Genomic DNA, 24331 nt, shown 5'->3' on the forward strand with positions numbered 1-24331 from the left:
CCGGTTCTGTCCGGATGCGGACGACGTCAGGTTCGCTTGCCGGGTGTCGCCCCCGCCCGGCGGAGCGCGTCCGCGAGGGCGCCGCCCGTCTCCACGGGCGGACCGGAGCGCATCCGCTTCGGGTCCGGCGACGGATCGCTGGGACGCCGCACCGGCGGGCCGGGCTCGATCGGATCATCGAGCCGCATCGACAGGGCGATGCGCTTGCGCGGAACGTCGACGCTGAGCACCAGCACCCGGACTACCTCGCCGGTCCGGACCACCTCGGTAGGAGAGGCGATGCGACGGCGCGCCATCGCGGAGATGTGGACGAGACCGTCCTGATGGACGCCGATATCCACGAAGGCGCCGAAGGCCGCGACGTTCGTAACGACGCCTTCGAGCTGCATGCCGGGGCGGAGGTCGCCGATGCTCTCGACGCCCTCCTCGAAGCTCGCCGTCCGGAAGGCCGGACGCGGATCGCGGCCGGGCTTCTCCAGCTCGCTGATGATGTCGCGCACGGTGGGGGTGCCGAAGCGCGCATCCGCGAAGGTTTCGGGGGAAAGCTGGCTCAGGGTCGCGGCATTGCCCAGCAGCACCCGGATGTCGCTCTTGGTCGCCTGCAAAATCCGCCGCACCACCGGGTAGGATTCCGGATGGACGCCCGAGGCATCGAGGGGATCGTCCCCGCCCTGGATGCGTAGGAAGCCGGCAGCCAACTCGAACGTCTTGGGTCCGAGACCCTGGACCGCCTTGAGCGCCGTGCGCGTCCGGAACGCGCCGTTCGCGTCGCGATGCGCCACGATCCTGTCGGCCATCGACGTACCGAGGCCGGAGACCTGCGCGAGCAGGGCCGGGGAGGCGGTATTCACATCGACGCCCACCGCGTTCACCGCGTCCTCGACCACCGCCGAGAGCTGCCGCGACAGCTTCGTCTCGCTGATGTCGTGCTGGTACTGCCCGACTCCGATCGATTTCGGGTCGATCTTCACCAGTTCGGCGAGGGGATCCTGCAGTCGGCGGGCGATCGACGCGGCGCCGCGATGGGACACGTCGAGGTCGGGCAGTTCCCGTGAGGCGATCTCCGAGGCCGAGTAGACCGAGGCGCCGGCCTCCGACACCGTGACCTTGGCGAGCGTCAGGTCAGGATTGGCCGCCACGATCTCGGAGGCGAGCCGCTCGGTCTCCCGGGAAGCTGTGCCGTTGCCGATGGCGATCAACTCGACCTTGTGCGTGCGGCAGAGGCGTCCGAGGCTCGCGACCGCCTCCTTCCAGCGCCGCTGCGGCTCGTGCGGATAGGTGGTCTCCACCGCCACGATTCGCCCGGTCCGGTCCGCGACCGCGACCTTCACGCCGTTCCGGTAGCCCGGATCGAGCCCCAATGTCGCCCGGCCGCCCGCGGGGGCTGCGAGCAGAAGATCCTTCAGATTGCCGGCGAAGACCTTCACGGCCTCGTCCTCGGCGCGCTCGAACAGTCGGGTCCGCAGATCCTGCTTGATCCCGGTGCGAATCTTGGTGCGCCAGGCGACCCGCACGACGTCCAGCAGCCAGGCATCGGCCGGCCGGCCCCGCGCGGCGATGCGGTGCCGGCTGCAGATCGCGGTCTCGAACGGGCCGGGGCGGCCGGGCTCAGATTCCTCACCGTCGGCGGTGAGGGCGACGTCCAGGATGCCCTCACGTTCTCCGCGAAAGATCGCCAGGATCCTGTGCGAAGGCATCCGCTCGAGGCGCTCGCTCCATTCGAAGTAATCCGAGAACTTCGCGCCTTCCGCGGCCTTACCCTTGCGGATCTTCGACGTTAGCTGGCCGCTCCGCCAGAAATCCGCGCGTAAGCGGCCGACCAGATCGGCATCCTCCGCGAGGTGCTCGATCAGGATCGCCCTGGCGCCCTCCAGGGCGGCTTCGGTGTCGGCGATGCCCGTCTCGGCGGACACGAACGCCGCAGCTGCGCGCTCGGGGGCGGTGTCGGGCTTGGTCAGCAGGGTCTGGGCCAGAGGCTCGAGCCCGGCCTCCCGGGCCGTCTGCGCCTTGGAGCGGCGCTTCGGCTTGAACGGCAGGTAGAGGTCTTCGAGGCGCGCCTTGGTGTCGGCAGCGTCGAGGGCGGCGGCGAGCGCCGGGGTCAGCTTCCCCTGGGCGCGCACGCTCGCCACGATGGCGGCCCGGCGGTCGTTGAGGTCGCGCAGGTAGACCAGCCGCTCGTCGAGCTTGCGCAACTGCGTGTCGTCGAGCCCCCCGGTATTTTCCTTCCGGTAGCGTGCGATGAACGGAACCGTCGCACCGCCGTCGAGGAGCGCCACGGCTGCGGCGACCTGCGCCTCCCCGACCCCGAGTTCCTGGGCGATCAGCGCGTTCACGGATGTCATGCGGGCTCCGGCGGGCGAAGGGCGGGGCCCTGCCATAGCCGCCGCGCGGTCGGATGCAAGGTGCCGGGCAGGCGCCTGCCTTCATCGGCCGCGGCTCTGACGGTCTTTAAGGGTGTGCCCCGCCATCGGGGCACACCCGCGCCGAAGGGGGGGATCAAGTTCGGGACGCGTGATTACGACGATGGTTTTGCGATCGAACGGCAGAGTGGCAGCGGCTCTACGGTATCCCGAAACATGTCCAGCGCCGTCGCCGCGAAAACATCTCCGATGGCGCTGCGGATGACCCAAGGTATGAGGCTGACCCGGTCGTCCATTGATCCGCCGCAACCCGTCATCACCCCGTCGTCGATTGGTGCCGGAATCGGGTCCGCTTGTTCTGGACTGGCGAGCAGCCCGTGCGCTTCGAGATTCGCGCCACCGACCGGACGCAGTGGACCTGGGTTCTCATGGACGAGACCGAGGAGCCCGTGGCCGAGTCGCGGCGGGACTTCCCGTCTCAGGCGCAGGCCACGGCGGCCGCGATGGCGTTCGCCCAGCTCGTGGCCCGGGCCGGGCGGCATCTCGCCGGCGCTCCCCGGTCCGGCGGCTTCCTGTAGCGCGCCGGGCGTCAGGCGCGGTGACGCAGCAATCCCATCACGCTCCAGCAGGCGATGAAGCAGCCAACGCCCATGGCGCCGAGGCAGCTGATGGTGCGCACCGGCTCTCCCCGGGCCAGCACGATGGCGAGGGCCAGGGGCAGCAGGAGGATCGCGAACACCAGAGTCATGGACAGCTCCGTTTGGGCTGACCCGACCCTAGGTCCTGAATGGTTAATCAGCCCTCACGCGGGCCATTCCGAATGTGCCGCCGCGGATGTGGGGCGCGGTCCTGCGTCGGCGAGCGGGTCGGAGTGGGCGCTCCACTGCAAGTGCCTCCGACCGTGATGCGGGCTACCGCGTCACGAGCCGTGAAACGTGTCGTCGCTCACCTGTTCCAGCCACGTCACGGCCTGACCGTCCAGCCGCTCCTGGATGGCGATATGGGTCATCGCCGTCGTCGCCGTGGCACCGTGCCAGTGCCTCTCACCGGGCTCGAACCAGACAACGTCGCCCGGCGCGACCTCCGCGATGGGACCGCCCTCGCGCTGGACCCAACCGCGCCCGAAAGTCACGATCAGCGTCTGGCCGAGAGGGTGCGTGTGCCACGCGGTCCGCGCACCCGGCTCGAAGGTCACGCTCGCCATGGCGACGCGTGCGGGATCGGGCGCATTGTGGAGTGGGTCGATCCGTACCGTCCCGGTGAACCACTCGGAGGGTCCCGGGCCCGAAGGCTGGCTTCCGCTGCGCTTGATGTCCATTCGATCGATCCTCCGTCGTCTCGAAACCGTTCCTCAGAGCGACCAACCGCCATCGACGGAAATCGACGCACCGGTCACGAACGCGCCGAGGTCGGAGCACATCCACAGGACGGCTTCCGCGATCTCCTCAGGCTTGCCGAGCCGCCCGACCGGCTCGAGGTCGATTGCCTTCTGGATATCGCCACCGGTGAAACGGTCCATCATCGGCGTCTCGATGTTCCCAGGCAGGACGGCGTTCACCCGGATGTTCGATTTCGCGTAATCGAGGGCGGCCGACTTGGTCAGCCCGATCAAAGCATGCTTGGACGCGGCGTAGCTCGCCCCACCCGCGACGCCCCGGATGCCCGCGCCGGACGCGGTGTTGACCACCACGCCGCCGCCCTGGCGCAGCATCTGCGCGATCTCCTGCTTCATGCACATGAACGTGCCGCGCAGGTTGATGGCGAGGATCCGGTCCCACGCGTCGAGGTCGATCCGGTGGACCGGAGCGGCCGTGTTCTCGACGCCCGCGTTGTTGAAGGCGCAGTCGAGCCGGCCGAACCGCTCGACCGTGCCGGCCACCGCGTTTTCCACGTCCTCCGGCACTGACACGTCGCACCGGATCGCCAGCACTTCGCCGCCGCCCGCTTCGATTGCGCCGCGAACCTGTTCCAGCGGAGCCTCCATGCGGTCGGTGATCGCGACGCGCGCGCCCTCCTGCGCAAAGGCGAGCGCGGCGGCGCGGCCGATGCCGCTGGCAGCACCCGTGATGAAGGCGACCTTTCCGGTGAAACGGCGCATGTCTCGATCTTTCCGCTGACCTCGATGAGGTGCCTGACCTAGACCCCGCGCGGGTCGCCGGTCAGCCGTCCCTTCCTCATCGGAACGATGAGTCGAACTCATCGCCGGGCGGCGCGGCCTCTACAGGCCGAGCGGTTTCACTGCGCGGATCAGGTCCAGGAGGAGCCGCAATCCAGTCGGGAGCTGGCGGCGTCCGGGATAGTAGAGGTGGAAGCCCGCACCCGTCGGGACCCAGTCCGCCAGCACGATCCGCAGCTCGCCTCGGGCCACGGCGGGTCCGACGCAGGGCTCTGGAAGATACGCGAGGCCACCACCTGCCACCGCGAGCGTGAGGGCGAAGTGCGTGTTGTCGATCGTCACCACGCCCGGAACGTCGATCGCGAACGCCTCGGACCCCTTCTCGAACTCCCACCGGTAGAGGCTCTCGTCGCCGAGGCGAATGCGCAGGCACCGGTGTGCCAAGAGGTCGGACGGATGATCGGGCGTTCCGTGCCGGTCGAGATAGCCAGGAGCGCCGACCACCACCCAGCGCAGATCGGCCGACAGGCGTTGCGCGACCATGTCCTGGGGCACCGTTCCGCCATAGCGGATGCCCGCATCGGCCCCGGTCTCCACGACGTCGAGCAGCTCGTTGGACACCCGGACGTCGATCTCCACCTGCGGATGACGCGCGTGGAACAGGGGTAGAACCGGGGCAAGCAGGAGCGTGCTCGCATGTTCGAGCACGTTGAGGCGGATCCGCCCCGTGGCCTCGGTCGGCTCACGGTGCCGGTTGAGCACGTCGAGGGCGCTTCCGATCGCCGCGAACGGTGCGTCCAGCGAAGCGAGCAGATCCTCTCCAGCCGCGGTCAGGGTCACGCTCCGGCTGGTGCGGTTGACGAGGCGCACGCCGAGGCGTGCCTCCATCGCCTTGAGTGCGTGACTCAAGGCAGACGCGCTGACGCCAAGCGCGAGGCCCGCCCGTCTGAAGCTACGGTGGCGCGCGATGGCGACGAAGGTTCCAAGGTCGGCGAGATCGGTCCGATTGATCCGCATCGTCTTGTCCCGAAGGCCTGCGGCCACCGTTCGAGAACGGTTCTAGCCGGGCGCGATCCGCAGGGCGCACACCTCCGCACCGCTCTCGTCCGTGACCCAGAACCGCCAATTCGGGCTGTCCCAGAATGTCCCGCCGAGATCCTTCAGCATTTCGGCGGCGGCGACCACCGCCTGGACGCGAGCTGCGTGCTGGTCCGCAAGCTCCAGACCGTCCTCATCGAGGCTGGTCACGTGATCCTGGTAGTGAAAGTAGTAGCGCGGCATCGGCAAACCCCCGTGCAGTTCGAGCGGGAGTCCAGACGAGTCTCTCAGCCACCGGCGCTCGTGCAGTCAGCCGGCGATACTCGACGCTACCAGTAACGCAGCGCGTTGTCGCCGCCTGTGCGGCGATAGGTATCTGTGGGCGGGTGCTTCAGGACTATAAGCCCGAAGCATCCGCCTTCCAGAGCCCCATCGGTCACTCCCCGGTGCTGGCCTGATCCAGACGTACCAGACGGTCGAGGAGGGCGCGGTCGTGAAGCAGCGCCGTGCGTTCCTTCGGAGACAGCCAGGCCCGAGCCTCCGCCACGGTTGCGGCCTCGCAGATCTTGGCGGTGGCCAGGGTCTGGTCGGGGTCGATGGCCCCTCGGGGCCGTGACAGCCCGACGGGGAGCATGCGGGCATGGGCCTCGGCCAGTACCGGATCGGCGTGGAGCGCGCTCAGCGCGTCGGCCTCGTCGAGGCCCTGTGCGGCGTTGCGGGCCGCCAGGATGCCGGCCCGGACGGCGATCTCCGGCGGGGTCGCCTCCTCGGGGGTCGCGAGCAGACGACGGCTCTTGAGTGCCAACCCGAGGCCGAGCTGGCCGCTGGCCCAGGAGATCGGGATCGCCAAGACCAAGCCCAGGATCGTCGGGCTCATCCAGAGGAACAGCGAGGTCGCGAGCGCGAAGGCTGCGATGCCGGCGACCAGGCCGAGCGCCGTATGCCAGCGATGGCGGGCGACGATGTCGCGCATCGGGATCGAGCCGTCGTCACGGCGCTGCGGGTTCCAGCCGGTGTCGCGCCCGAGCAGGATGCCCATCACCGAGCCGGACTGGATCACCATGGCCACCGGCGCCACCAGGGCCGACAGCAGGACCTCCACCAGGCTCGACAGGATCAGCCGGCCGGCGCCGCCGCAGGCCCGGCGCACCGGCCCATCGAGGAGGGCCACGATCAGGCCCAGGAGCTTCGGGGCCAGCAGGACCGCCATGGTCAAGCCGAACAGCTGGAGTGCGCGAACGGGGTCGAATCGCGGGAAGACCGGCGAGAACCCGGCGCCGCCGAAATAGTCCGGCCGCTCCGTGGCGGTCTGCAGGACTAGGAGGATACCAACCACGAGCTGGCACAGCCAGAGCGGGGAGGCGAGGTAGCCGGCGATACCGGTGGCGAAGTGCTGGCGCGTGGCCGGGTGCAGGCCGGCCGCCCCGATCACCCGGGCATGCTGCAGGTTGCCCTGTGCCCAGCGGCGATCGCGGACCGCCACGTCGATCAATGAAGGCGGGCTCTCCTCGTAGGAGCCGGGCAGTTGCGGCAGCATGTAGACCGCCCAGCCGGCGCGGCGGATCAGAGCGGCCTCGACGAAGTCGTGGGACAGGATGTGGCCGCCGAAGGGCGGCTTGCCCGGCAGGTCCGGCAGCCCGCAGGCCTGGGCGAACGCCCGCGTGCGGATGATCGCGTTGTGGCCCCAGTAATTGCCGTCGCGACCCGACCAAGCAGACAGCCCGGCGGCGATCACCGGCCCGTAGATCCGGGCGGCGAATTGCTGGAGACGGGCGAACAGGGTGTTGCGGTTGATGATCAGCGGCAGCGTCTGGACGATGCCCGAATCCGGGTCGGCCTCCATGGCGGCCGCGAGTGCCACCACGGCCGGACCGCTCATCAGGCTGTCGGCGTCGAGAACCAGCATGTGGTCGTAGTGGCCGCCCCAGCGGGTGACGAAGTCGCCGATATTGCCGGCCTTGCGGTGATGGTTCTTCGGCCGATGCCGGTAGTACAGCCGGGCATCCGGGCCGAGGCGGTGGCGCAGGTCGAGGAAGGCGCGCTCCTCGGCGATCCAGGCGTCGGCTTGCGTCGAATCGGAGAGCACGAACCAGTCGAAATGGCCGCCCAGGCCAGTGGCCTCCACGGCTTCGCGCATGGCCTCGACGCCGGCAAAGGTTCGGGCCGTGGCCTCGTTGTAGACCGGCATCAGCACGGCGGTGCGGGTGTGCAGCGCAGTCGGGACCGGGGCCGGACGCGGCTGGCGCAGGAGCGTCGCGAAGCCGAGCAGCCCGTTGGTGAAGGCCAGCGCGATCCACGAGAAGGTCAGGCAGAACAGCACGACCAGGACGAGCTGCAGGGCGGTCGGGCTGCCCGAAACCGACACGGTCTCGACCATCTGCCATCCGCCGAAACCGGTCAGCGCCAGCGCGCCGCCGAACACGAATAGCCGGGCCGCCCACGGGCTTTTCTGCGGCCGCGTCGGCCGGTGGCCGGCCGCGCGGTCCCAGCTGGAGAGGTCCTGCACCGGCATCGCCAGGGGCGCCTCGGGCGGCATCGCAGCAATCTTGTCGGGGCGCGCGGTCCCGGCATCCGGGCTGGATGCGGGCGGCGTCAACGTGGTGGTCTCGTCCAGGCGCACGGTCGGGTGTGATCCTCGGGATGATGGGCGACGAAAAATTACGGCGTCCAGCGGAACAGCCAGGTCTCGCTGGCCCGCTCCTGGCCGCGCCGGAGTCCGAGACGCAATTCGCTCGCCCGCTCGCTGCCGGGATCGAGCTCGAACAGCACCCGCAGGGTCCGGCGCTCGGGATAGGAGAACCGGTCCTGCCGGGTGATCGTCCCGGCGGAGGCGCTGAGCGCCACCTCGATCTCCTCGGGCCGGGTCAGCCCGTCACCCTCGAAATCGACCGCGAACAGGCGCCGGTTGCCGGTGCTGCCGTGGCCGCACCGGCTATCCTTCACCCGGGCGAGTTCGGGGGGTAGCGGATCGGGCCATCCCCTGGACCAGTGCTGGCGGCAGAGGAAGCGCATCTCGCCGCCCTTGGCGAGCTTTGCCTTCGGGCGCCAGTAGGCGAACACGTTCTCGTTCAGCTCGGAATCGCTCGGGATTTCGAGAAGCGTCACGGCCCCCTCGCTCCAATCGTCCTGCGGCTCGATCCACAGGGACGGGCGCCGCTCCCAGCGCCGGCGGTCGTCTTCGAAGTCGTCGTACGAGCGGGCGCGCTGCATCAGGCCGAAACCCTTCGGCCCCCGGTCCAGGAAGGCCGAGACCTGCAGCGCCTCGGGATTGTGCACCGGGCGCCAGATCGGCTCGCCGTAGCCGTTGCGGATCGCCAGCCCCTCCACCGAGAAGGCGGCGGCGCGCAGGTCGTCGACCTTCTGCCGGTCGAGCGGCCCGAACAGGTAGCTGCCCTGCATGCCGCCGAGGCCGATATGGTCGAGCTCGGCCCGGGCGAACACGGTGCCGTCGATCCCGGCCACGGAGGCCTCGCGGCCCGGCGTCAACGTGAGCTTGAACGCGGCGGCGGCCGATTCCGACTCGACCAGCGCGTGGACGACGATCGGCCGCCCGGGCTCTGGTACCTCGATGAACAGGGCGCGGAACAGCGGGAATTCCTCGCCGCGGGAATCGGCCGGTCGCAGGGCGAGCGCCCGGGCGTTGATGCCGAAATCCTGGCCCTCGGCCACCAGGCGGAAGAACGAGGCGCCCTGGAACAGCGCGAAGTTCGACAACTCGGTCCCGTCGCCGAAGCGGGCGCGCAGGCGGAACCCCGAGAAGGCGGTGTCGGCGTTCAGCTCCGGCAGGGCGATGTTGGCGGCGATCAGGCTGTCCCTGTCGTAGGCGATCGGCTGCACCAGCCCGTTCTCGACGACGAAGAGGGACACCGGCGTGTCGAAGATCGACCCGCGCAGCAGCGGCTCGATCTCGTAGCCGAAGTCCCGGCCGGCCCAGACCGCGCGGCCGGGCACCGGGTGGATCGCCTCGTAGGCGTCCCGGGACAACCCCTTCAGCACCGCCGGCACGTCGTCGGTCTTCGGCGCCACGTAAGGCGCGGCGGCCCGGGCGCGGGCGATGTCGGCGAGGGTCCCGGCCTCGAACGGCGCGCCGGCACCCGGCAGGGTCGTCGCCGGGTTGGCGCCGGCCGGCTCGGCCGCGCGCGCGATCGCCGGCAGGGATCCCGCGGCGATACCCACGGCTCCGGCCAACAGGGCACGGCGGGTGGGGGCGGCGGCGAATCCGTCGGCGGTGGTCATGCGGGCCTGCATCTCAGGTGTCGGAACGGTGCCTGTATACCGGGAGGCCGGCTGAACCCAGGGTTAAGCCGCGACCCCGACGGAACGGGCGCGAGTCCGTTGACTTAGAGCAAGCCGGCTCTCTAATTCTTGGGACTGAATCGCACGGGGGAGGAAGCATGGGATCGTTGCGGGTCACAGGCCACGGCGTGGATCTCGGAGAGAGTCTGCGCGGCCGTGTCGATGAGCGGATGTCCGCGACTTTGACGAAGTATCTCGACTCGCACATGAGCGATTCCTGCACCGGCCACGTCACGCTCCGGCGCGACGGAACGGCCTACCGCACGGATTGCGTCCTGCACCTCGTGTCGGGGCTGACCATCGAGGCGGTCGGCGTCGCCCACGACGCGCGGTCGAGCTTCGAGCAGACCGCCGACAAGCTCGAGACGCGCCTGCGCCGCTACAAGCATCGGTTGAAGCAGCACGCCACCGGCCCCAACGATCCCGCGGCGATCGAGGCCGCCTACGCGGTGTTCGCCCCGCCGGACGAGGTGGACGAGGACGAGCCGGAGGACGGCGATGCCCACCCGCCGATCGTGGCCGAGAGCACCAAGACCCTGCAGCGTCGGACCATCGGCGAGGCGGTGACCGCGCTCGACATGACGGGATCCCCAGTGGTTGTGTTCGTCCACGCTGGCACCGGACGCGTCAACGTCGTATACCGGCGCAGCGATGGTGCGATCGGCTGGGTGGACCCGCCGGGCGCCGTCGACTGACGTGTGTGGACCGGGAGGAACGGAGCCGGAACCGGCCCGTTCTCCGGCCCATTGATAGTCAGGGGCGTCATCCGATACGCCTCGGCGACGAGGCCCGTTCCGACGTGGATGGGTGACGGGGCAACGGTCGATCGATGCCAATTCTGGAATTCCTCGACCCCGAATCGGTCGTGCAGTCGCTGCGCGCGCGGGCCAAGAAGCAGGTGCTTCAGGAGCTCGCGGCGCAAGCCGTGCGCCGGCTGCCGGCGCTCGACGAGCGACCTGTGTTCGATACGCTGCTCCAGCGCGAGCGCCTCGGCTCGACCGGAATCGGCGACGGCGTGGCGATACCGCATGGCAAGCTGCCGGGGCTCGACCGGTTGTTCGGCCTGTTCGCCCGGTTCGACCGCCCGGTGGATTTCGAGGCCCTGGACGGACAGCCGGTGGACATCGCGTTCCTGCTGCTCGCCCCCGAAGGCGCGGGTGCCGATCACCTGAAGGCGCTGGCCCAGGTCGCCCGGGTTCTTCGCGAGCCCGGCATGCTCAACCATATCCGCGCCGCCCGCGATGCCAGCGCGCTCTATGCTTTGCTCACCCGCTCGACGGCGCCGCAGGCCGCCTGATGCCGATGTTCCGTGTCGCCGCGATCCTGGTGATCCTCGGGGTGCTGCCCAGCGTCGCGCAGGCGCAGGGTGAAGCCACCTGCGGCCGGGATGTCCTGGTGGCCCAGTCGATGCAGCGTCAGGCCCTGGAGCAACTCGAACAGGCGGATGGCGACGATGCCAAGAACTGCCGCATCTGGCGCCGCCACGTCGACACGATGCGCCGGGTCGCGAGCGTTTACGGACGCTGCCTCTCGGGTTCCGAGCGTGCCCGGAGCCTCGCCCAGGTGCAAGGCTCGGACCGAGAGTTCTCGGCGGCAATCAAAGCGCGCTGCGGCGCGCATTGAGGTCTGGCCTCGCGATTAAGCGCCCGGTTTATCGTCGCCGCTTCTACTCTCGCTCGACCATCGACCCTGTCAGTCCGGGTCCGCGCAGCGGAGCCACGGATCCTTGGTCACAATAAATCCAGGTCTTGCCCTGTCGGCGGCTCCCGATTCGGGGGCTCGCCTGCGGGGCCGCGCTAGGACACGGCCGGCTCGGTAGATCGGACGACGGATCGTCATCCGAAAATCTCAATCGAGTCCGCGCATCATCAGCGGCTCGGCCACCATCTTCACCGGTTTGCCGCGGCCGATCAGGATCGCCGCCCGGGAGCGCTCCGGATCGTCCTCGAAGCGGGTGCGGACCCAGCTCGCCAGGAACTTCACGTATTCGGAGGCGAGGAGCCTGGCCGTGGGCGGGCTCCGCCACCAGCGGTCGGCATCCAGACCCTCGGTTACGACCGGATGCGGCAGGACGCGGTCGCTGTCCTGGAGCGCGTGGTCGAGCTCGATGAGCGTGCGCGGCATGTGGTAGTTCGAGGTCACCACCGCGACGGTGTTGAAGCGGTGCGCCCGCATCCAGCGACGGGTCTCAATAGCATTGCCGATGGTGTTGCGGGCCCTGTAGTCGAGATCGACGCAGCAGGCGATCAGGGCGCGCTGGGTCGGGTTCAGCCGGGTGATCTCGTCGCGGCTCGTGCGCTCGTTGACACCGGTGATGAGAAGGCGTCGCCCGTAGCCGCCGGCCAGCAAATCGATTGCGTCGCCGATCCGCTGCACCCCACCGGTTAACGCAACGATCCCGTCGGCCCGATCGGCCGGGCTCCGCTCGTGCCGGGCCAGCGCGCTGACGAAGACCAGGAAGCCGACGAAGAGGGCCAGGCTGCCGGCGCAGGCGGCAAGTCCGCAAACCCAGACGGCGAGCCGGTGCCGGGGATGCGACCGCGCCGGTGCGGGACCGCGGCGCGGGAGAACCCGCTCGTTCCAGGCCCAACCGAGGGCGTCGGTCGGGTAGGGGGCCGGTGCGCGTTGCATCCGCGTGGTCATCCTCCGGAGGATCGGCGCCGAATGCGGCGGCCCGGAGGCGGCCCGATCGACCCCATCCACACCGCCGCGATAACCTTTCCCAACCCTTAACGGTTTGCCACGACCCCCTGTTTCCCCTGCATGGCCATGTTGTTACGCGGTCAGGACAGGAAGCGCCGGACGGTGATCCGCGAGACGATCCCCGTGACCAGCGAGGCAATCACGCCAATCAGGATCACGCTGGCATAACCGCGCAGCCCGACCTGGACGGCGCCGAACAGGGCTTCGACCTCCTGTCCGGCCGGGCCGGACCGGGCCGCCCGGGCCAGCAGTCCGGCGATCGCGAAAGCCAGGATCGCCAGGCCGGCACCGATCGCACCCCCGCGTAGACCCAGCCCGAAGAACCGGCGCTGGAACGCGCGGGCGATGTAGTCGTCGTCGGCACCGACGAAGTGAAGCACCTCCACCACCTCGCGGTTGCCCGCCATGGCACCCCGCGTCGCGAAGGTGACGGCTAGACCGGTGGCGACCAGCACCAGCACCACCATCCCGATGCCGATGCCCACGAACGCGTTGGCCGCCGTCGAGAGCCGTTGGAGCCAGAGCGCGTGGTCGTCGAGGCTCGCCACCCCGGGCAGCGCCTCGGTCAGACGGGTACGCAAGCGCTTCAGGTCCGCGCTCCGGTTGTCGGCGAGCTTGAGTGCGATCAGGCGCGGGACAGGCAGGTCCGACAGATCGAGCCCGCTGCCGAGCCAGGGTTCCAGAAGCCGCTCGGCCTCCGCCTTGGAGAACACCCGCGCTTCGGCGATCCCGGGTTCGGACTTGGCGATGGTCTCGGCCCGGGCGACGTCGGCGTCGACTTCCCGGCCGGGGCCGGGCCGTACCTGGATCGTGACTTCCTGGGCGACGTCGCCCTGCCATTGCCCGGCATTCGTGGCGACGATTTCGGCGGCGCCCGCACAGAGGCCCGCCAGGAAGGTCAGGATCGCGATGACGGCCGCCAGCGACCGCCCGGCCGCGGTGTCGGTGGGGACCAGGGCGGCGTTGCGGCGCAGGCCCGTGGGCAGGACCGGATCCGCCGGGCCGGACGCGGAAGCTGGTTTGGGCCGGGCCGTCGCGGGGGCGCTCATTCCTCGATCCGCAGCCCGCCTTCGCCCAGCACCATGCGGCGGGCGTCGACGGCGTCCATGATGCCGAAATCGTGGGTCGCGATGATCACCGAGGTCCCGAGCTTGTTTAATTCAAGGAACAGTCGCAGCAGGCGGCGCCCCAGCCCGGGATCGACGTTGCCGGTGGGTTCGTCCGCGAGCAGCAGGTCCGGCCGGGCGATCAGCGCCCGGGCGATGGCCGCGCGCTGCTTCTCCCCGCCCGACAGGAGGGGCGGCAGGGCGTGCATGCGCTCCCCGAGGCCGACCCAGCGCAGCAACTCCACCACCTCGGCGCGGTAGCTGGTCTCCGACCGGCCCTGGACGCGGAGCGGCAGCGCCACGTTCTCGTAGGTGGTGAGGTGATCGAGCAGGCGGAAATCCTGGAACACAACCCCCATACGCCGCCGCAGTCCGGTAAGCGCCTTCGCGGAGATGCCGCTGACCTCCTCGCCGAAGATCGAGACGAGGCCGCGGGTCGGGCGCACCGACAGCAGGATCAGGCGCAGCAGCGTCGTCTTGCCGGCGCCCGACGGCCCGGTGAGGAACTGGAACGAACGCGGCGCGATCCGGAAACTCACGTCCGACAGCACCTCCGGCCCGAGGCCGTAGCGCATGCCGACGTTCTCGAACTGCACCACCGGCCGCTCCGCGCCGGGCAGCAGGCTCTTCATGCTCGCCTGTACGTTCAAAGCCGTGCCGGGTTTCGCCGATCCAAGGTGCCGAAATCGCCGGATGGGCGGGCGTTTTCAAGGCCGGTCAGCTTTCACTGACGCTTAACCCTCTTCGGCCACGCTTTCTCAACTGATTTTGCCGTCCGGCTCTAACCTGGACGATCGGACGGGGGATGCGATCCCGAACGGTACCTGCCCGCCGGACCGGAGGCGAGCGCCCTGAGCGAATGGCCCGCGTATGCTGATCGTCTGCCCGAGCTGCGCCAGCGAATACCGGCTCGATGCCGGCAAGGTCGGCATGGAGGGCCGCTCGGTCCGCTGCGCCGCCTGCCGCGAAACCTGGTTCATCACCCCCGCCGACGTACTGGCCGGTCACGAGGCCGAGTTGGCCGAGCGGGCTGAGGCGGAGCCCGATCCGGTCGCCGACGCAGCCTGGCAAGAAGCCTCCGCCACGGTCCGGGCGGCCACCGACGTGCCTGAGCCACCACGAGCCCGCCGGCGCGCATCGCCGCGAGCCGACCGCGCCAAGGGCTGGCGCAGCGTTCAGGGCCTGTCGCCATCCCTCGCCGTCGGGCTGACCTTGCTGGCGGCCGTGCCTCTGATCTGCCTCGCCCGTGCCAGCGTGGTCCGGGCGGTCCCGCAGGCCGCCGCCCTGTTCGCCCGGGTCGGCTTGCCGGTGAACCTCCGCGGCATCGAGATCCGGGATGTCGTGGCCTTCAGGAATCCGGCCGAGGATGGCCGTCCGGCGGAACTTGTGATCGAGGGTGACCTCGTCGGAGTCGCCCGGACCGACGTACCGGTGGCGGCGCTGAGCGCCGAGATCCGCGACGCCGCCGGACGCGTGATCCGATCCTTCCCGGTCGCGCCGCCGCGGGCCGTGCTCGGGATGGCCGAGACCGCGCGGTTCCGCGGCACCCTGACGAGCCCGCCCGCATCGGGCCGGGCCGTGGTCCTGCGCTTCGCCGATGCCGAGACCGCACGCGATGACGCCCAAACTCCGCCCGGCGGCCACTGAAGCGAATCGAAGCCGGCTCCGGTCGGCCGGAAGTGGGATCGATCGACATCGCGCGTCGGGATGCCGCCGTGGAATTCTCTATGCGGCAATTGACCTGCCGTCTCGGCAGGACGGCAGGTCAAATCCATCCGCATGGCTTTCTCGGTCGTCAGCCGGGATCGATCCGCACATCGCACAGCCTGCGGCGGCGCTAGATCGATCTCCGATGCCGCGTCGACGGACAGGATCGGGCGGCGGCCAGGGACCACTGTTCTTGATCTCGTCGTCCGGGCGACGCGCACGAGGGATGCCATGTGATGAGATTTGGGCGGCAACGGTGACCTGTAACGGTCGGCGATTTTCGGAAATCGTCGAGGGTTTTGCGTCTACTTTTAACTGACGCGACAAGGAGTTTCAGGTCCGGAAAGGGTTTCCTTCCGCCGTGATCTGCGGCGCAGTGACGATTTTGCTCGCCTATTGCCTCTTGAGAACGGATCTGAAACTCTAGGTCAGCAGACGCACGGCGAGCGATCGCCAATACTCGAATTTAAGGTTGTGGGGCGGGTCCGCCGTGGTTGCCAAGAAAACCGTCCCGATCTTTTTTGGAACGACGGATGCCGTCGAGCCGAAACAGGCGTTCGACTATTGGCGCAGCACCGTCATGGCTGGCACCGACCTGGAGCGACTCGACCCGGAGGTCCCGTTCGCGGCCTCGCGCATGATCGCGGCATCCCGGCACGGATCGATCTTCCGGACGATCAGCCAACCCTTCAGCCTGGAGCGCAAGCCGCACCACGTCCGCAGCGACGGTCGGGACGAGATGGGCATCATGCTGGTCATTCGCGGCCGCGGCTACATCGAACAAGGCAACAACGGCGCGCTGCTGAATGCCGGCGACATCACCTTCCAGACCTGGGGACGGCCGGGCGGCGGCGGGAGTCTGTCCGACTACGAGGAAATCCGTCTCGCCGTGCCGCGCGCGACCTTCTTGGCGCATATCGGCAACGTCGACGACTTCGCAGCGAGGAAGTTCGCCGCCGGCCCGCTGAACGAACTCTTCGCGGCGTATCTGCGCGCGTTCGCGGGGTCGGTGGAAGCGATGTCGGATGCGGAGACCGGGATCGCGGTCGAAGGTGCGCTCCACCTGCTCCGGGGTGTCATCAACGGCCAGAATGCCCGGGCGGACAACGAATTGTCGGCGAACGCCCTCCGGTCCCTGGCGCTGGCGCGGATCGAACACCGCCTGCATGATCCGACGTTCGGCCCGGATGCTCTGGCGGCCGACCTTCGCATCTCCCGCAGCCGCCTCTACGCGGCCTTCTCAGGGGGGGAGGGGATCGCAGCGACAATCCGCGACGCGCGGCTCGACCGGGCCCACGACCGGATCATCCTGATGCGCAGGGCCGGGGTCCGGGTCTCGTCGATCATGGCGACCTGCGGCTTCACCGACCCGGCCGCCTTCAGCCGCGCCTTTCGACAACGCTTCGGCTTCTCGCCGCGGGACCTCCTGGCCCAGACTGTCGTCTGACTGGGTCCGGGCCGCCGTGACGCTGACCGCGAGGGTGGGGCGAGCACCGTGGCGGGCAACGGCCCGGCTCATAACCGAAGCGTGGCTTGAGGTGGCACGACGTGCCGCCTCCTGCGTCGGCGGGGCTGATAGCGGACCGCCGAGTAGGCTTGCCGCCGGGCGCGCGTTACGCGGCTGGCTTTGGGCGGGTTCGGGCGTTGCGAGGCGAGGGCACCGTGAGTGTCGAGGCGAAGGTCCCCATCTTCTTTCAGACGACGGATGCCGTCGGGCCGAGGCATGCGTTCGCGTACTGGCGGGACGCGGTGCTCAGTGCCGCGACCATCACGCCGTTCGATCCGGACGTCCCCTTCTCGGCCAGCCGCATGGTCGCGCCCTCCGCGCGGGGGACGCTGCTGCGCACCGTCAGCGCACCGGTGGGCGTGGATCGCACCGCGCGTCATATCGGCCGCGACGGACACGACGACATCGCAATCATGCTGGTAGCGGGCGGGCGGGGCTTCATCGAGCAGGGCAGCAACGACGCGCTCCTGGGCGCCGGCGACGTGGCCTTCCACGCCACGGGCAAGCCCGGCACTGCCGGCAGCAGCATCGGCTACGATGAGATCCGCCTCTCGGTGCCCCGCGCCATCTTTGCGGCGCAGATCGGAAACCCGCAGGATCTCATCGGCACGAAGCTGAGCGCCACGCCGTTGCGCGGGCTGCTGAGCGCGCATCTCGACGCCTTCGCGACCTCGGTCTCCGCCATGTCGGAAGCCCAGGCCGGTATCGCGATCGAAGGCGCCCTCCACATCCTCCGCGGCATCGTCCAAGGCCGGCGGCCGACGGAGGACGGGGAATTGTCCGTCGACGCGGTGCGCTCCCTGGCCCTCGCCCACATCCAGCGCTGCCTGCACGAGCCAGGGTTCGGCCCGCTGCCGCTGGCCGCATCCCTGCAGATCTCCCGAAGCCGCCTCTACGCCGCCTTTTCGGGCGGGGAGGGGATCGCGGCGACGATCCGCGACGCGCCGCTGGACCGCGCCCATGACCGCATCGTCATGATGCGGTCGGCGGGCGCCCGGATCGCATCGATCATGGCGAGTTGCGGCTTCACCGACGCGGCTGCGTTCAGCCGGGCCTTCCGGCAGCGCTTCGGTCTGTCGCCCCGGGATCTCCTCGCCCAAGGGAACGGATGATCAGATCCGCGTAGCGCGCGGATCAGCGGCTGGCCGCCCAGGCGCCGCCGCCTCGCCGGCAACCGATCGCACCCGGTGCGCGAGGCGCTGCGCCAGGCGGATCCCGACGATGCCGACCCGCGCGAGCCGGATCTGGCCCGGCAGCTGACGGGGACCGATCGGCCGATACGCCAGACGCGGGCTGGCGCGCTCGGCCTCCGCGATGGCCTGACCGAGGGGGAGCGCAGCGATCCGGCCGGCCTCCGCCGGGTCGATTCCGATGGCCTGCGCCCAAGCGAGACTCCTCCGCAGGCTGCCGGTGCCGTGCAAACGCCGGAACCGCCGCCGCCAGAGATGACGCCGCACCACCCGCGAAAAAACCTCCATCCGGGCGTCACAGAGGGCGTCCGGTTCCTCGCAGCGGGAGCGGATCGTGTCGGCTACGCCCCCGGGAGCCCGGCCGGTGAGCCGCGCCGAGATCGTCACGCAGACATCGGTGGCGTGCCGGACCCGCAGGCCGTGCTCGATCAGCCGGGCGATGAACGCGCCGTCCTCGCCGAGCGGGATCTCCGGCATGCCCCCGACCGCACGGTAGGCCGTCCGGGTCACCGCCAGGGTCGCGCCGATCGCGGTCCGGTGGCAGGGCCACGGGTCGTTCGGGTCCGGATCGATCCGCGCTTCGGCCTCGGTGATCAGGGCATCGTAGATGTCCTCGAGGTTCCCGCGGGCAGGGAGGGACGGCGGCAGGAGCGCGGCTTCCGCGGCGTCGAGTTCGACCCGGCCGGCGACCGCGTCGGCGCCGGCCTCGATGGCGGCGCGATTGCGGACGACCCAGTTCGGCGGAACGCGGCTATCCGCATCGGTTGACAGGATTATCCCCATATTCCCCGCATCCCCGAGCCAGGCGGCGGCGAGATCCATTGCCTTGCGCCGCGCCCAGCCGGCATGCGCGCCGGAGAACTCCTCGCTCGCGACCCGCACCGGGATCGATAGGGCCGGCGCCAGCCGTGCGACGAGGGCGTCGGTGCCGTCGGTGCAGTTGTTCAGGAACAGGACGAGCCCGAGGCTTCCTGGGGCGAGCCCGACCTGCGCGTCGATGGCCTGGAGACAGGCCTCGATCCGCTCGACCTCGTTGCGCACCGGGATCGCGATGATCGCGGTGGGCGTAGCATCGGCTGGCTTGGTGGTGCGCGTCACCGGGTCGGTCTCCGTCTGAGCCCGCACGGACGGGACCGGACGCGGGCCGCCCGGCTATGCCCGACGCTGCCTGAACGAAACCGGAAGGGGCAGCTCTGGCGGGATCGATCCGTCAGAGCGTCTTTTCCAGCAGGCCCTCGATCCACTCCGGCTGGGTCTCGCCCACCGAACGGCCCATCTCGGTCTCGCCCTTGTAGGCGATCAGCGTGCTCTGCATCCGCACATTGAGACGCCGCAGCAGGTCCTTCTGACTGTCGAAATCGATATCGAAGATCTGGAGATCCTTGAAGCGCGGCTCCGAGGCGAGCTTGGCCAGGATCGGTTTCTGCGTCTTGCAGATCGGGCACCAGGGGGCGCTGACTTCGATCAGGATCGGCTTGCCGCTCTTCTGCGCCGCCTCGAACGACGCGGCTGAGAACGGCATCGCCTCACCGGCAAGAGCCGGCGACAGGCTAGCCGCGAGGGCGAGACAGGCGAGCGCAAGCGCGGCGCGTCGGCTCTTCATGATGCGTTTCCTCCGGCGCCAGGGCCTTGATGGTCTTTCGGCGTCCTCCCCGGTGTCGTTACACGATGGGGTCCGGAACGCGGCGCCGAAGGTGGGATCCGGCGCCGCCGCCCCGTCACATCATCGAGAGGCGTCGCCGAGCCGGTCCTGTTCGATCAGATCCGCGATGTCCTGCACGTCCACGGCGTCCATCGGCCGCCGGATCCGCAATGCCCGCGTGGGGGCACCGGCCCGCATCACAAGCACGATGGTCTCCATGTCCGGGCAGCCGGGATCTGCGCAGGCGATCTCGTTCACCGCAAGCGCGTCGGCCTCGCTCAGGCCGAGCGCAACGATCAGCTCCTGCTTCAGACGCGCCGCGATCCCGGCACGCTCCGCCGAGCGCGTGCGCCACGCTTTCAGACTCACGAAAGCCATGCCGAATGGTTTTCCCTGTGGCGAAGGCGGCGGTGCTATGCCCGTCGTTTAGAGGGTGCGACGCGATTCGACCGATGTCGATCCGATCGTGTTGCGCCTTTTAGGACGGGTCAAGCAGTCGACCCCCGTTCGTGACCGAAACAAACGTCGTGCTCGACCGTAATGCCTGCGCGCGCGCAGAGGACATGAAAACTTGCGACCCTGGCGAGACGGACCGGGTGACCGGCGAAGCTATCACCACGGGAACCTCAAGGAGGCCCTGATCGAGGCCGCGCGCCGGTTCATCGCCGAGCGCGGGATCGGCGGATTCGCGTTGGTCGATGCCGCTCGCCTGGTCGGGGTGACGCCGGCCGCCCTCTATCGGCACTTCCGCGGCCGCGATGCGCTGCTCGAAGAGCTGGCCGGGCGCGGCTTCGCGGAACTCGCGGCCCGCCTGGCACGGGCGCTGACCTCCCGGGGTACGCCCCTCGAGCGCTTCACCCGGATGGGCGAAGCCTACCTCGCCTTCGCCGAAGAGGAGCCGGCTTATTACGCGGCGATCTTCGAGACCCGCGGCACCGTCGCCGAGCCGTCCGACACGGAGGCGGGTGCGCCTGGACGCCCGTCCCCGTTCGACCTGCTGGTCGAGGCGCTGCAGGCGACCTTCGCGGATGGGTTCGGGGGCGTCGCGCCCCGGTTCATCGCCCTCGAGGTCTGGGCGCTGGCACACGGCATCGCGACCCTGTCGGCTGCCGGGCATCTGCCGCGGGGGCCGGGCTTTCCGGACAAGTACGAGCTTCTGCGCGCCGGCGTGCTGGCGCTGGTCCATGGTGTTGCGCAGCCGGGTGAACGCGCCCGGTCTTGAAAGCGTGCCCCGGCACCCGCATGTTAACTCCGTTCACATGAGCAGCGGAGCCAAGCCGTGACCACGCAATCCTCTTCCCCCTGGGCGACCGGCAAGCTCTGCCGCTCCGGCCCATTCCCCCGCCGGTCTCTCGAAATCGGCGCGATCGTCGTCGGGTTCATCTATTGGTGGCCGGTCGGCCTCGCCCTCGTTGCCTGGAAGATCGCCGGCTACCCGGCCTTCTCGGAACTGCGCGACGCCGCACGCCGGGGTGTCGCCGGCTTTGAGGGCAGCGGGCGCTCGGCCTCGCGCTTCGCCCGGGCCTTCGAGGCCGCCAACCGCGGCGGCACCGGCAATGCGGCGTTCGACGCTTACCGCCGGGCCGAGCTCGATCGGCTCGAAGCGCAGCGGAAGGCTCTGGAAGACGAGAGCCGCGCCTTCACCGACTTCGTCGAGGAGCTGAAGCGGGCCAAGGATCGCGAGCAGTTCGACGCCTTCATGGCCAAGCGCCGCGGCGAGGGCGGCCAGGACCGCTCCTACACCGCCTGAAGACATGGCAGAGGCGGGGCCCGGCGGGATAGCCGGGCCCCGTTCATATGGATTCTTAGGCCGCCCGCACCGTATTGAGGAAGCGGGACACCTCCACCGTGAGGCGCTCGGATTGCCGCGACAGCTCTGAGGCCGCGCCAAGCACCTGCGCCGCCGACTGTCCGGTCGCCTCTGCTGCCTCCGCGACGCCCGCGATGTTGCTGGTGACCTCGCCGGTGCCGATCGCGGCCTGCCCGACGTTGCGGACGATCTCCTGCGTCGCCGCGCCTTGTTCCTCGACTGCTGCGGCGATCGAGGTGGCCACGGTGCTGATGTCCTGGATCCGACCGGTGATCGATCCGATCGCGGTCACAGCCTGTCCTGTCGATCCCTGGACGCGGGCGATCTGGCCGGCGATCTCCTCGGTCGCCTTGGCGGTCTGCTCGGCCAGCGCCTTCACCTCGCTCGCCACCACAGCGAAGCCCCGTCCCGCATCTCCGGCGCGGGCCGCCTCGATGGTGGCGTTGAGCGCCAGCAGGTTGGTCTGGCCGGCGATCGACGAGATCAGTCCGACCACGTCGCCGATCCGGGCGACGGCAGCGCTCAGCTCGTGTACCAGCGCGCTCGTCTGCCCGGCCTCGTCCACGGCGCTCTGGGCCAGCTTGGCGGACCCGTCCATCTGCCGGCCGATCTCCTGGACCGACGAGCCAAGCTCCTCGGCGGCCGCCGCCACGGTGTTGACGTTGCTGGCGGCCTCCTCCGCCGCAGACGCCACCGCACCGGACTGCGCCGAGGTCTGCCCAGCCATGGCCGACAGCGCGCTCGCAGTGGTCTGCAGTTCCGTCGCAGAGGACGAGACCCGACCGATGATGCCACCGACCGCCTTCTCGAAGCTGTCGGCTATCTCGCGCATGCCGGCCTTGCGCTGCTCCTCGGCGGCGGCGCGCGCCTGCTCAGCCTCGACCTCGAGCGCGCGAGTGCGGATCATGTTGTCCTTGAACACCTCCACGGCCGCCGCCATGGCGCCGATCTCGTCGTGCCGGTCCCGGGCTGGCACCGTCACGCCGGTATCGCCGCCCGCAAGCCGCGACATGATTTCGGTCATCCGCTGGATGGCGCGCGAAATCCGGAACAGGGAAAAAGCCGCCGCCACGAGCGCCGCGATCACCGACAGGATGACGTTGCCCCAGGCCGCCGCGGACGCTGTCTTGGCCCGATCCACCGCCTCGTCGACCTCCTGGGTTGCGTTCCGCTCGTTCAGGGCGACCAGGCGCGAGAGCGCGGCGCGCGTCTCGTCGTAGAGCCTCACCGTGTCGACCCCGCCGAGCTGCGCGAGCGCCTCGGCCTGCTTGCCGGAGGCGATCAGCCGTCGCATCGCGCCGTCGACCTGCTCGTAGCGGCTCCACAGGGCGACGAATGCATCGTAAAGCCCCCGCTCCTCGGGGGTGGAGATCAGGCGCTCGTAGGTATTGCGCCGCTCGGCAAGCCGCGTGAGCGTCGTCGCGAGCTGCGCCTCGCCGATCCTGAGGCTGTCGGGATCCTTGGAGAGGGTGATCAGGCGGAACTGCTTGATCCGCACCTCCGAGGCCGCGACCTCGACTGCGTTGATTCGCGATACCGACGGAAGCCAGTTGCTCGCGACCTCCGTCATCGCATGCCGAATGTCGGCAAGCTCGATGATCGATAGACTTCCCTGACCTGCCGCGAGCAGGGCGAACAATCCAAATATGGCTGCAAGCGTGGTCTTGAGTGAAACGGTGAGGCGCATGGCTTTGAACCGATACCCGGATGATAGCGTCAGCTAGCAGATGGGGTGTGTCTTTGAAAAGTCGGCGAGTAATGTTTGGCGTCAATTTCTGTTTCAGACGATCAAGGATTTGATTGACGCAGAATTGGGCATATTCGCTATTTAATATGTTTACTTAGATTTCAAATCTGAGGACATATGCTTCGAATACGTATGTTTGATCGATTCAAAAGAGCATCACGTCAAAATGAGTTTGGGTCTTTATCAAAATGAGGTCGGTTTTTTTAAGGGTCAGGCGCGCAGACGCGTCGTCACCCGACCGCTGCGCTACGCCAACGTCATTCGGGGTTCCAGTCAACGCGCGGCCTCGATCGGGCCTGAATAGGTGTATTCGCGGCGTGTCACGTTGCGCCCGGGCGTCCGCTCCTGCATTCCTGCCCCTCTGGGGTGGAGGGATGTGCGATGCCGGCGAGTCGGGTCACGGTGGTCGATCACCCCCTGGTGCAGCACAAGCTCACCTATCTGCGGGACAAGAACCGCTCGACGAAGGGGTTTCGCCAGCTGCTGAACGAGATCGGCATGCTGCTCGCCTACGAGGTGACGCGGGACCTGCCGCTGGAACCCGTCACGATCGAGACGCCGATCCAGCCGATGGAGGGCCGCCAGATCCAGGGCAAGAAATTGGTTTTCGCGCCCATCCTGCGGGCGGGTGTCGGTTTCCTCGACGGGATGCTGTCGCTGGTGCCCTCGGCCCGGGTCGCCCATGTCGGGCTGTACCGCGATCCCGAGACGCTCGAGGCGGTCGAGTATTACTTCAAGGCCCCATCCGATCTCGCCGACCGAACCGTGCTGGTGCTCGACCCGATGCTCGCCACCGCGAATTCCGCCATCGCGGCGCTCGACCGGTTGAAGGCCCGCGGAGCTTCGGACCTACGCTTCGTCTGCCTGTTGGCCGCCCCGGAGGGTCTGGCGAAGTTCCAGGCCGCGCATCCCGACGTCCCGATCTGGACGGCTGCGATCGACAGCCATCTGAACGACCATGGCTACATCGTGCCGGGCCTGGGCGATGCAGGGGACCGGATGTACGGCACCCGCTGACCGAACAGCCCCCCGGCTGAGCCAATTCTATCGATCAGTCCGCCGGTGTTTCGCACATTGGTCGGATGCACATTGTATTCATCACGCCGAAT

Annotated in this window: 25 protein-coding genes; 10 read left to right on the plus strand and 15 right to left on the minus strand. The window is 69.1% G+C overall.

What is annotated here, in order from left to right; all coding sequences use genetic code 11:
- Positions 1–26: 26 nt before the first annotated feature.
- Entirely contained in the window at positions 27–2342 is a 2316-nt protein-coding gene (locus tag AC0IY0_RS12955; protein ID WP_471763997.1) for a Tex family protein, read from the minus strand.
- A gap of 395 nt (positions 2343–2737) precedes the next feature.
- Between AC0IY0_RS12955 and AC0IY0_RS12960 the strand changes: the two genes are divergently transcribed.
- Positions 2738–2938, plus strand: coding sequence for a hypothetical protein (locus AC0IY0_RS12960; RefSeq protein ID WP_471763999.1), 201 nt, complete (start codon positions 2738–2740; stop codon positions 2936–2938).
- 11 nt (positions 2939–2949) lie between these two features.
- Here AC0IY0_RS12960 and AC0IY0_RS12965 read toward each other — a convergent pair whose 3' ends face one another.
- The 7 genes from AC0IY0_RS12965 to AC0IY0_RS12995 form a co-directional block, all read right to left on the minus strand.
- The gene (locus AC0IY0_RS12965) at positions 2950–3108 is read right to left on the minus strand and encodes a hypothetical protein (protein ID WP_187193372.1); all 159 of its coding nucleotides are present in this window, start codon (positions 3106–3108) and stop codon (positions 2950–2952) included.
- 171 nt (positions 3109–3279) lie between these two features.
- Complete coding sequence (locus AC0IY0_RS12970; protein WP_471764000.1) at positions 3280–3678, minus strand: (R)-mandelonitrile lyase; 399 nt, start codon at positions 3676–3678, stop codon at positions 3280–3282.
- 33 nt (positions 3679–3711) lie between these two features.
- A complete protein-coding gene (locus tag AC0IY0_RS12975) occupies positions 3712–4458 on the minus strand; it encodes an SDR family NAD(P)-dependent oxidoreductase (protein WP_419830598.1) in 747 nt (248 codons plus the stop codon).
- Positions 4459–4578: 120 nt separating this feature from the next.
- Complete coding sequence (locus AC0IY0_RS12980) at positions 4579–5493, minus strand: LysR family transcriptional regulator (protein WP_471764001.1); 915 nt, start codon at positions 5491–5493, stop codon at positions 4579–4581.
- 42 nt (positions 5494–5535) lie between these two features.
- Positions 5536–5757, minus strand: a complete 222-nt coding sequence (locus AC0IY0_RS12985) for a DUF6894 family protein (RefSeq protein ID WP_147906822.1) — start codon at positions 5755–5757, stop codon at positions 5536–5538.
- Positions 5758–5950: 193 nt separating this feature from the next.
- Complete coding sequence (gene mdoH, locus AC0IY0_RS12990; RefSeq protein WP_471764003.1) at positions 5951–8134, minus strand: glucans biosynthesis glucosyltransferase MdoH; 2184 nt, start codon at positions 8132–8134, stop codon at positions 5951–5953.
- A gap of 38 nt (positions 8135–8172) precedes the next feature.
- The gene (locus tag AC0IY0_RS12995; protein WP_471764004.1) at positions 8173–9750 is read right to left on the minus strand and encodes a glucan biosynthesis protein; all 1578 of its coding nucleotides are present in this window, start codon (positions 9748–9750) and stop codon (positions 8173–8175) included.
- A gap of 158 nt (positions 9751–9908) precedes the next feature.
- Here AC0IY0_RS12995 and AC0IY0_RS13000 point away from each other — a divergent pair, with 158 nt between their 5' ends.
- The 3 genes from AC0IY0_RS13000 to AC0IY0_RS13010 all read left to right on the plus strand — a co-directional run bounded on the left by AC0IY0_RS13000 (position 9909) and on the right by AC0IY0_RS13010 (position 11433).
- Complete coding sequence (locus AC0IY0_RS13000) at positions 9909–10505, plus strand: ribosome hibernation promotion factor (protein WP_147853104.1); 597 nt, start codon at positions 9909–9911, stop codon at positions 10503–10505.
- A 134-nt stretch (positions 10506–10639) separates the two neighbouring features.
- Complete coding sequence (gene ptsN, locus AC0IY0_RS13005) at positions 10640–11107, plus strand: PTS IIA-like nitrogen regulatory protein PtsN (RefSeq protein ID WP_147906825.1); 468 nt, start codon at positions 10640–10642, stop codon at positions 11105–11107.
- On the plus strand, positions 11107–11433 hold the full coding sequence (locus tag AC0IY0_RS13010; RefSeq protein WP_147906826.1) for a hypothetical protein: 327 nt from the start codon (positions 11107–11109) through the stop codon (positions 11431–11433). Before ptsN ends, AC0IY0_RS13010 begins: the two co-directional genes overlap by 1 nt.
- Positions 11434–11658: 225 nt before the next feature.
- On the opposite strand, the gene AC0IY0_RS13015 is transcribed toward AC0IY0_RS13010, so the two are convergent.
- The 3 genes from AC0IY0_RS13015 to ftsE all read right to left on the minus strand — a co-directional run bounded on the left by AC0IY0_RS13015 (position 11659) and on the right by ftsE (position 14251).
- Complete coding sequence (locus AC0IY0_RS13015) at positions 11659–12441, minus strand: YdcF family protein (RefSeq protein ID WP_471764006.1); 783 nt, start codon at positions 12439–12441, stop codon at positions 11659–11661.
- Positions 12442–12593: 152 nt separating this feature from the next.
- Positions 12594–13562: a cell division protein FtsX gene (locus AC0IY0_RS13020; RefSeq protein ID WP_147906828.1), complete on the minus strand. Its 969-nt coding sequence runs from the start codon at positions 13560–13562 to the stop codon at positions 12594–12596.
- Positions 13559–14251 (minus strand): cell division ATP-binding protein FtsE, encoded by a 693-nt coding sequence (ftsE, locus tag AC0IY0_RS13025; RefSeq protein WP_147906829.1) that lies wholly within the window; start codon positions 14249–14251, stop codon positions 13559–13561. The genes AC0IY0_RS13020 and ftsE overlap by 4 nt, the downstream gene beginning before the upstream one ends.
- A gap of 238 nt (positions 14252–14489) precedes the next feature.
- Between ftsE and AC0IY0_RS13030 the strand changes: the two genes are divergently transcribed.
- From AC0IY0_RS13030 to AC0IY0_RS13040, 3 genes are all read left to right on the plus strand, one after another.
- A complete protein-coding gene (locus tag AC0IY0_RS13030) occupies positions 14490–15266 on the plus strand; it encodes a zinc-ribbon domain-containing protein (protein WP_419830593.1) in 777 nt (258 codons plus the stop codon).
- Positions 15267–15816: 550 nt separating this feature from the next.
- Positions 15817–16773, plus strand: a complete 957-nt coding sequence (locus tag AC0IY0_RS13035) for a helix-turn-helix domain-containing protein (protein ID WP_147906831.1) — start codon at positions 15817–15819, stop codon at positions 16771–16773.
- A gap of 215 nt (positions 16774–16988) precedes the next feature.
- Positions 16989–17945 carry a helix-turn-helix domain-containing protein gene (locus tag AC0IY0_RS13040; protein WP_471764008.1) on the plus strand — a complete coding sequence of 319 codons (957 nt, stop codon included), beginning with the start codon at positions 16989–16991 and terminating at the stop codon, positions 17943–17945.
- On the opposite strand, the gene AC0IY0_RS13045 is transcribed toward AC0IY0_RS13040, so the two are convergent.
- The 3 genes from AC0IY0_RS13045 to AC0IY0_RS13055 form a co-directional block, all read right to left on the minus strand.
- The gene (locus AC0IY0_RS13045) at positions 17946–19121 is read right to left on the minus strand and encodes a glycosyltransferase family 2 protein (protein WP_147906833.1); all 1176 of its coding nucleotides are present in this window, start codon (positions 19119–19121) and stop codon (positions 17946–17948) included.
- Between the two features lie 112 nt (positions 19122–19233).
- Entirely contained in the window at positions 19234–19626 is a 393-nt protein-coding gene (locus AC0IY0_RS13050; protein WP_147937573.1) for a thioredoxin family protein, read from the minus strand.
- A 120-nt stretch (positions 19627–19746) separates the two neighbouring features.
- Positions 19747–20043 (minus strand): hypothetical protein, encoded by a 297-nt coding sequence (locus AC0IY0_RS13055; protein ID WP_471764009.1) that lies wholly within the window; start codon positions 20041–20043, stop codon positions 19747–19749.
- A gap of 193 nt (positions 20044–20236) precedes the next feature.
- Between AC0IY0_RS13055 and AC0IY0_RS13060 the strand changes: the two genes are divergently transcribed.
- Positions 20237–20887, plus strand: a complete 651-nt coding sequence (locus AC0IY0_RS13060) for a TetR/AcrR family transcriptional regulator (protein ID WP_147906836.1) — start codon at positions 20237–20239, stop codon at positions 20885–20887.
- Positions 20888–20944: 57 nt separating this feature from the next.
- A complete protein-coding gene (locus AC0IY0_RS13065) occupies positions 20945–21415 on the plus strand; it encodes a DUF2852 domain-containing protein (protein WP_147937571.1) in 471 nt (156 codons plus the stop codon).
- 55 nt (positions 21416–21470) lie between these two features.
- Here the strand turns inward: AC0IY0_RS13065 and AC0IY0_RS13070 are convergent, their stop codons facing one another.
- Positions 21471–23162 (minus strand): methyl-accepting chemotaxis protein, encoded by a 1692-nt coding sequence (locus AC0IY0_RS13070; RefSeq protein ID WP_471764010.1) that lies wholly within the window; start codon positions 23160–23162, stop codon positions 21471–21473.
- Positions 23163–23603: 441 nt separating this feature from the next.
- Between AC0IY0_RS13070 and upp the strand changes: the two genes are divergently transcribed.
- Positions 23604–24239, plus strand: a complete 636-nt coding sequence (gene upp / locus AC0IY0_RS13075) for a uracil phosphoribosyltransferase (protein WP_147853118.1) — start codon at positions 23604–23606, stop codon at positions 24237–24239.
- The last annotated feature ends 92 nt before the right edge of the window (positions 24240–24331 follow it).

This window comes from Methylobacterium sp. AC315 (assembly GCF_979253755.1).

Excerpts from the sequence above, each read along its gene's own strand:
- AC0IY0_RS12985 (WP_147906822.1), bottom strand. The coding sequence starts at position 5,757 with ATGCCGCGCTACTACTTTCACTACCAGGATCACGTGACCAGCCTCGAT.
- ftsE (WP_147906829.1), bottom strand. The coding sequence starts at position 14,251 with ATGAAGAGCCTGCTGCCCGGCGCGGAGCGGCCGGTGGTGCAGTTCGAG.
- AC0IY0_RS13050 (WP_147937573.1), bottom strand. The coding sequence starts at position 19,626 with ATGAAGAGCCGACGCGCCGCGCTTGCGCTCGCCTGTCTCGCCCTCGCG.
- AC0IY0_RS13070 (WP_471764010.1), bottom strand. The coding sequence starts at position 23,162 with ATGCGCCTCACCGTTTCACTCAAGACCACGCTTGCAGCCATATTTGGA.
- AC0IY0_RS12975 (WP_419830598.1), bottom strand. The coding sequence starts at position 4,458 with ATGCGCCGTTTCACCGGAAAGGTCGCCTTCATCACGGGTGCTGCCAGC.
- AC0IY0_RS12965 (WP_187193372.1), bottom strand. The coding sequence starts at position 3,108 with ATGACTCTGGTGTTCGCGATCCTCCTGCTGCCCCTGGCCCTCGCCATC.
- AC0IY0_RS13010 (WP_147906826.1), top strand. The coding sequence starts at position 11,107 with ATGCCGATGTTCCGTGTCGCCGCGATCCTGGTGATCCTCGGGGTGCTG.
- AC0IY0_RS12995 (WP_471764004.1), bottom strand. The coding sequence starts at position 9,750 with ATGACCACCGCCGACGGATTCGCCGCCGCCCCCACCCGCCGTGCCCTG.
- AC0IY0_RS13015 (WP_471764006.1), bottom strand. The coding sequence starts at position 12,441 with ATGCAACGCGCACCGGCCCCCTACCCGACCGACGCCCTCGGTTGGGCC.
- AC0IY0_RS12970 (WP_471764000.1), bottom strand. The coding sequence starts at position 3,678 with ATGGACATCAAGCGCAGCGGAAGCCAGCCTTCGGGCCCGGGACCCTCC.
- AC0IY0_RS13000 (WP_147853104.1), top strand. The coding sequence starts at position 9,909 with ATGGGATCGTTGCGGGTCACAGGCCACGGCGTGGATCTCGGAGAGAGT.
- AC0IY0_RS13030 (WP_419830593.1), top strand. The coding sequence starts at position 14,490 with ATGCTGATCGTCTGCCCGAGCTGCGCCAGCGAATACCGGCTCGATGCC.
- AC0IY0_RS13020 (WP_147906828.1), bottom strand. The coding sequence starts at position 13,562 with ATGAGCGCCCCCGCGACGGCCCGGCCCAAACCAGCTTCCGCGTCCGGC.
- AC0IY0_RS12955 (WP_471763997.1), bottom strand. The coding sequence starts at position 2,342 with ATGACATCCGTGAACGCGCTGATCGCCCAGGAACTCGGGGTCGGGGAG.
- AC0IY0_RS13055 (WP_471764009.1), bottom strand. The coding sequence starts at position 20,043 with ATGGCTTTCGTGAGTCTGAAAGCGTGGCGCACGCGCTCGGCGGAGCGT.
- AC0IY0_RS12980 (WP_471764001.1), bottom strand. The coding sequence starts at position 5,493 with ATGCGGATCAATCGGACCGATCTCGCCGACCTTGGAACCTTCGTCGCC.
- ptsN (WP_147906825.1), top strand. The coding sequence starts at position 10,640 with ATGCCAATTCTGGAATTCCTCGACCCCGAATCGGTCGTGCAGTCGCTG.
- upp (WP_147853118.1), top strand. The coding sequence starts at position 23,604 with ATGCCGGCGAGTCGGGTCACGGTGGTCGATCACCCCCTGGTGCAGCAC.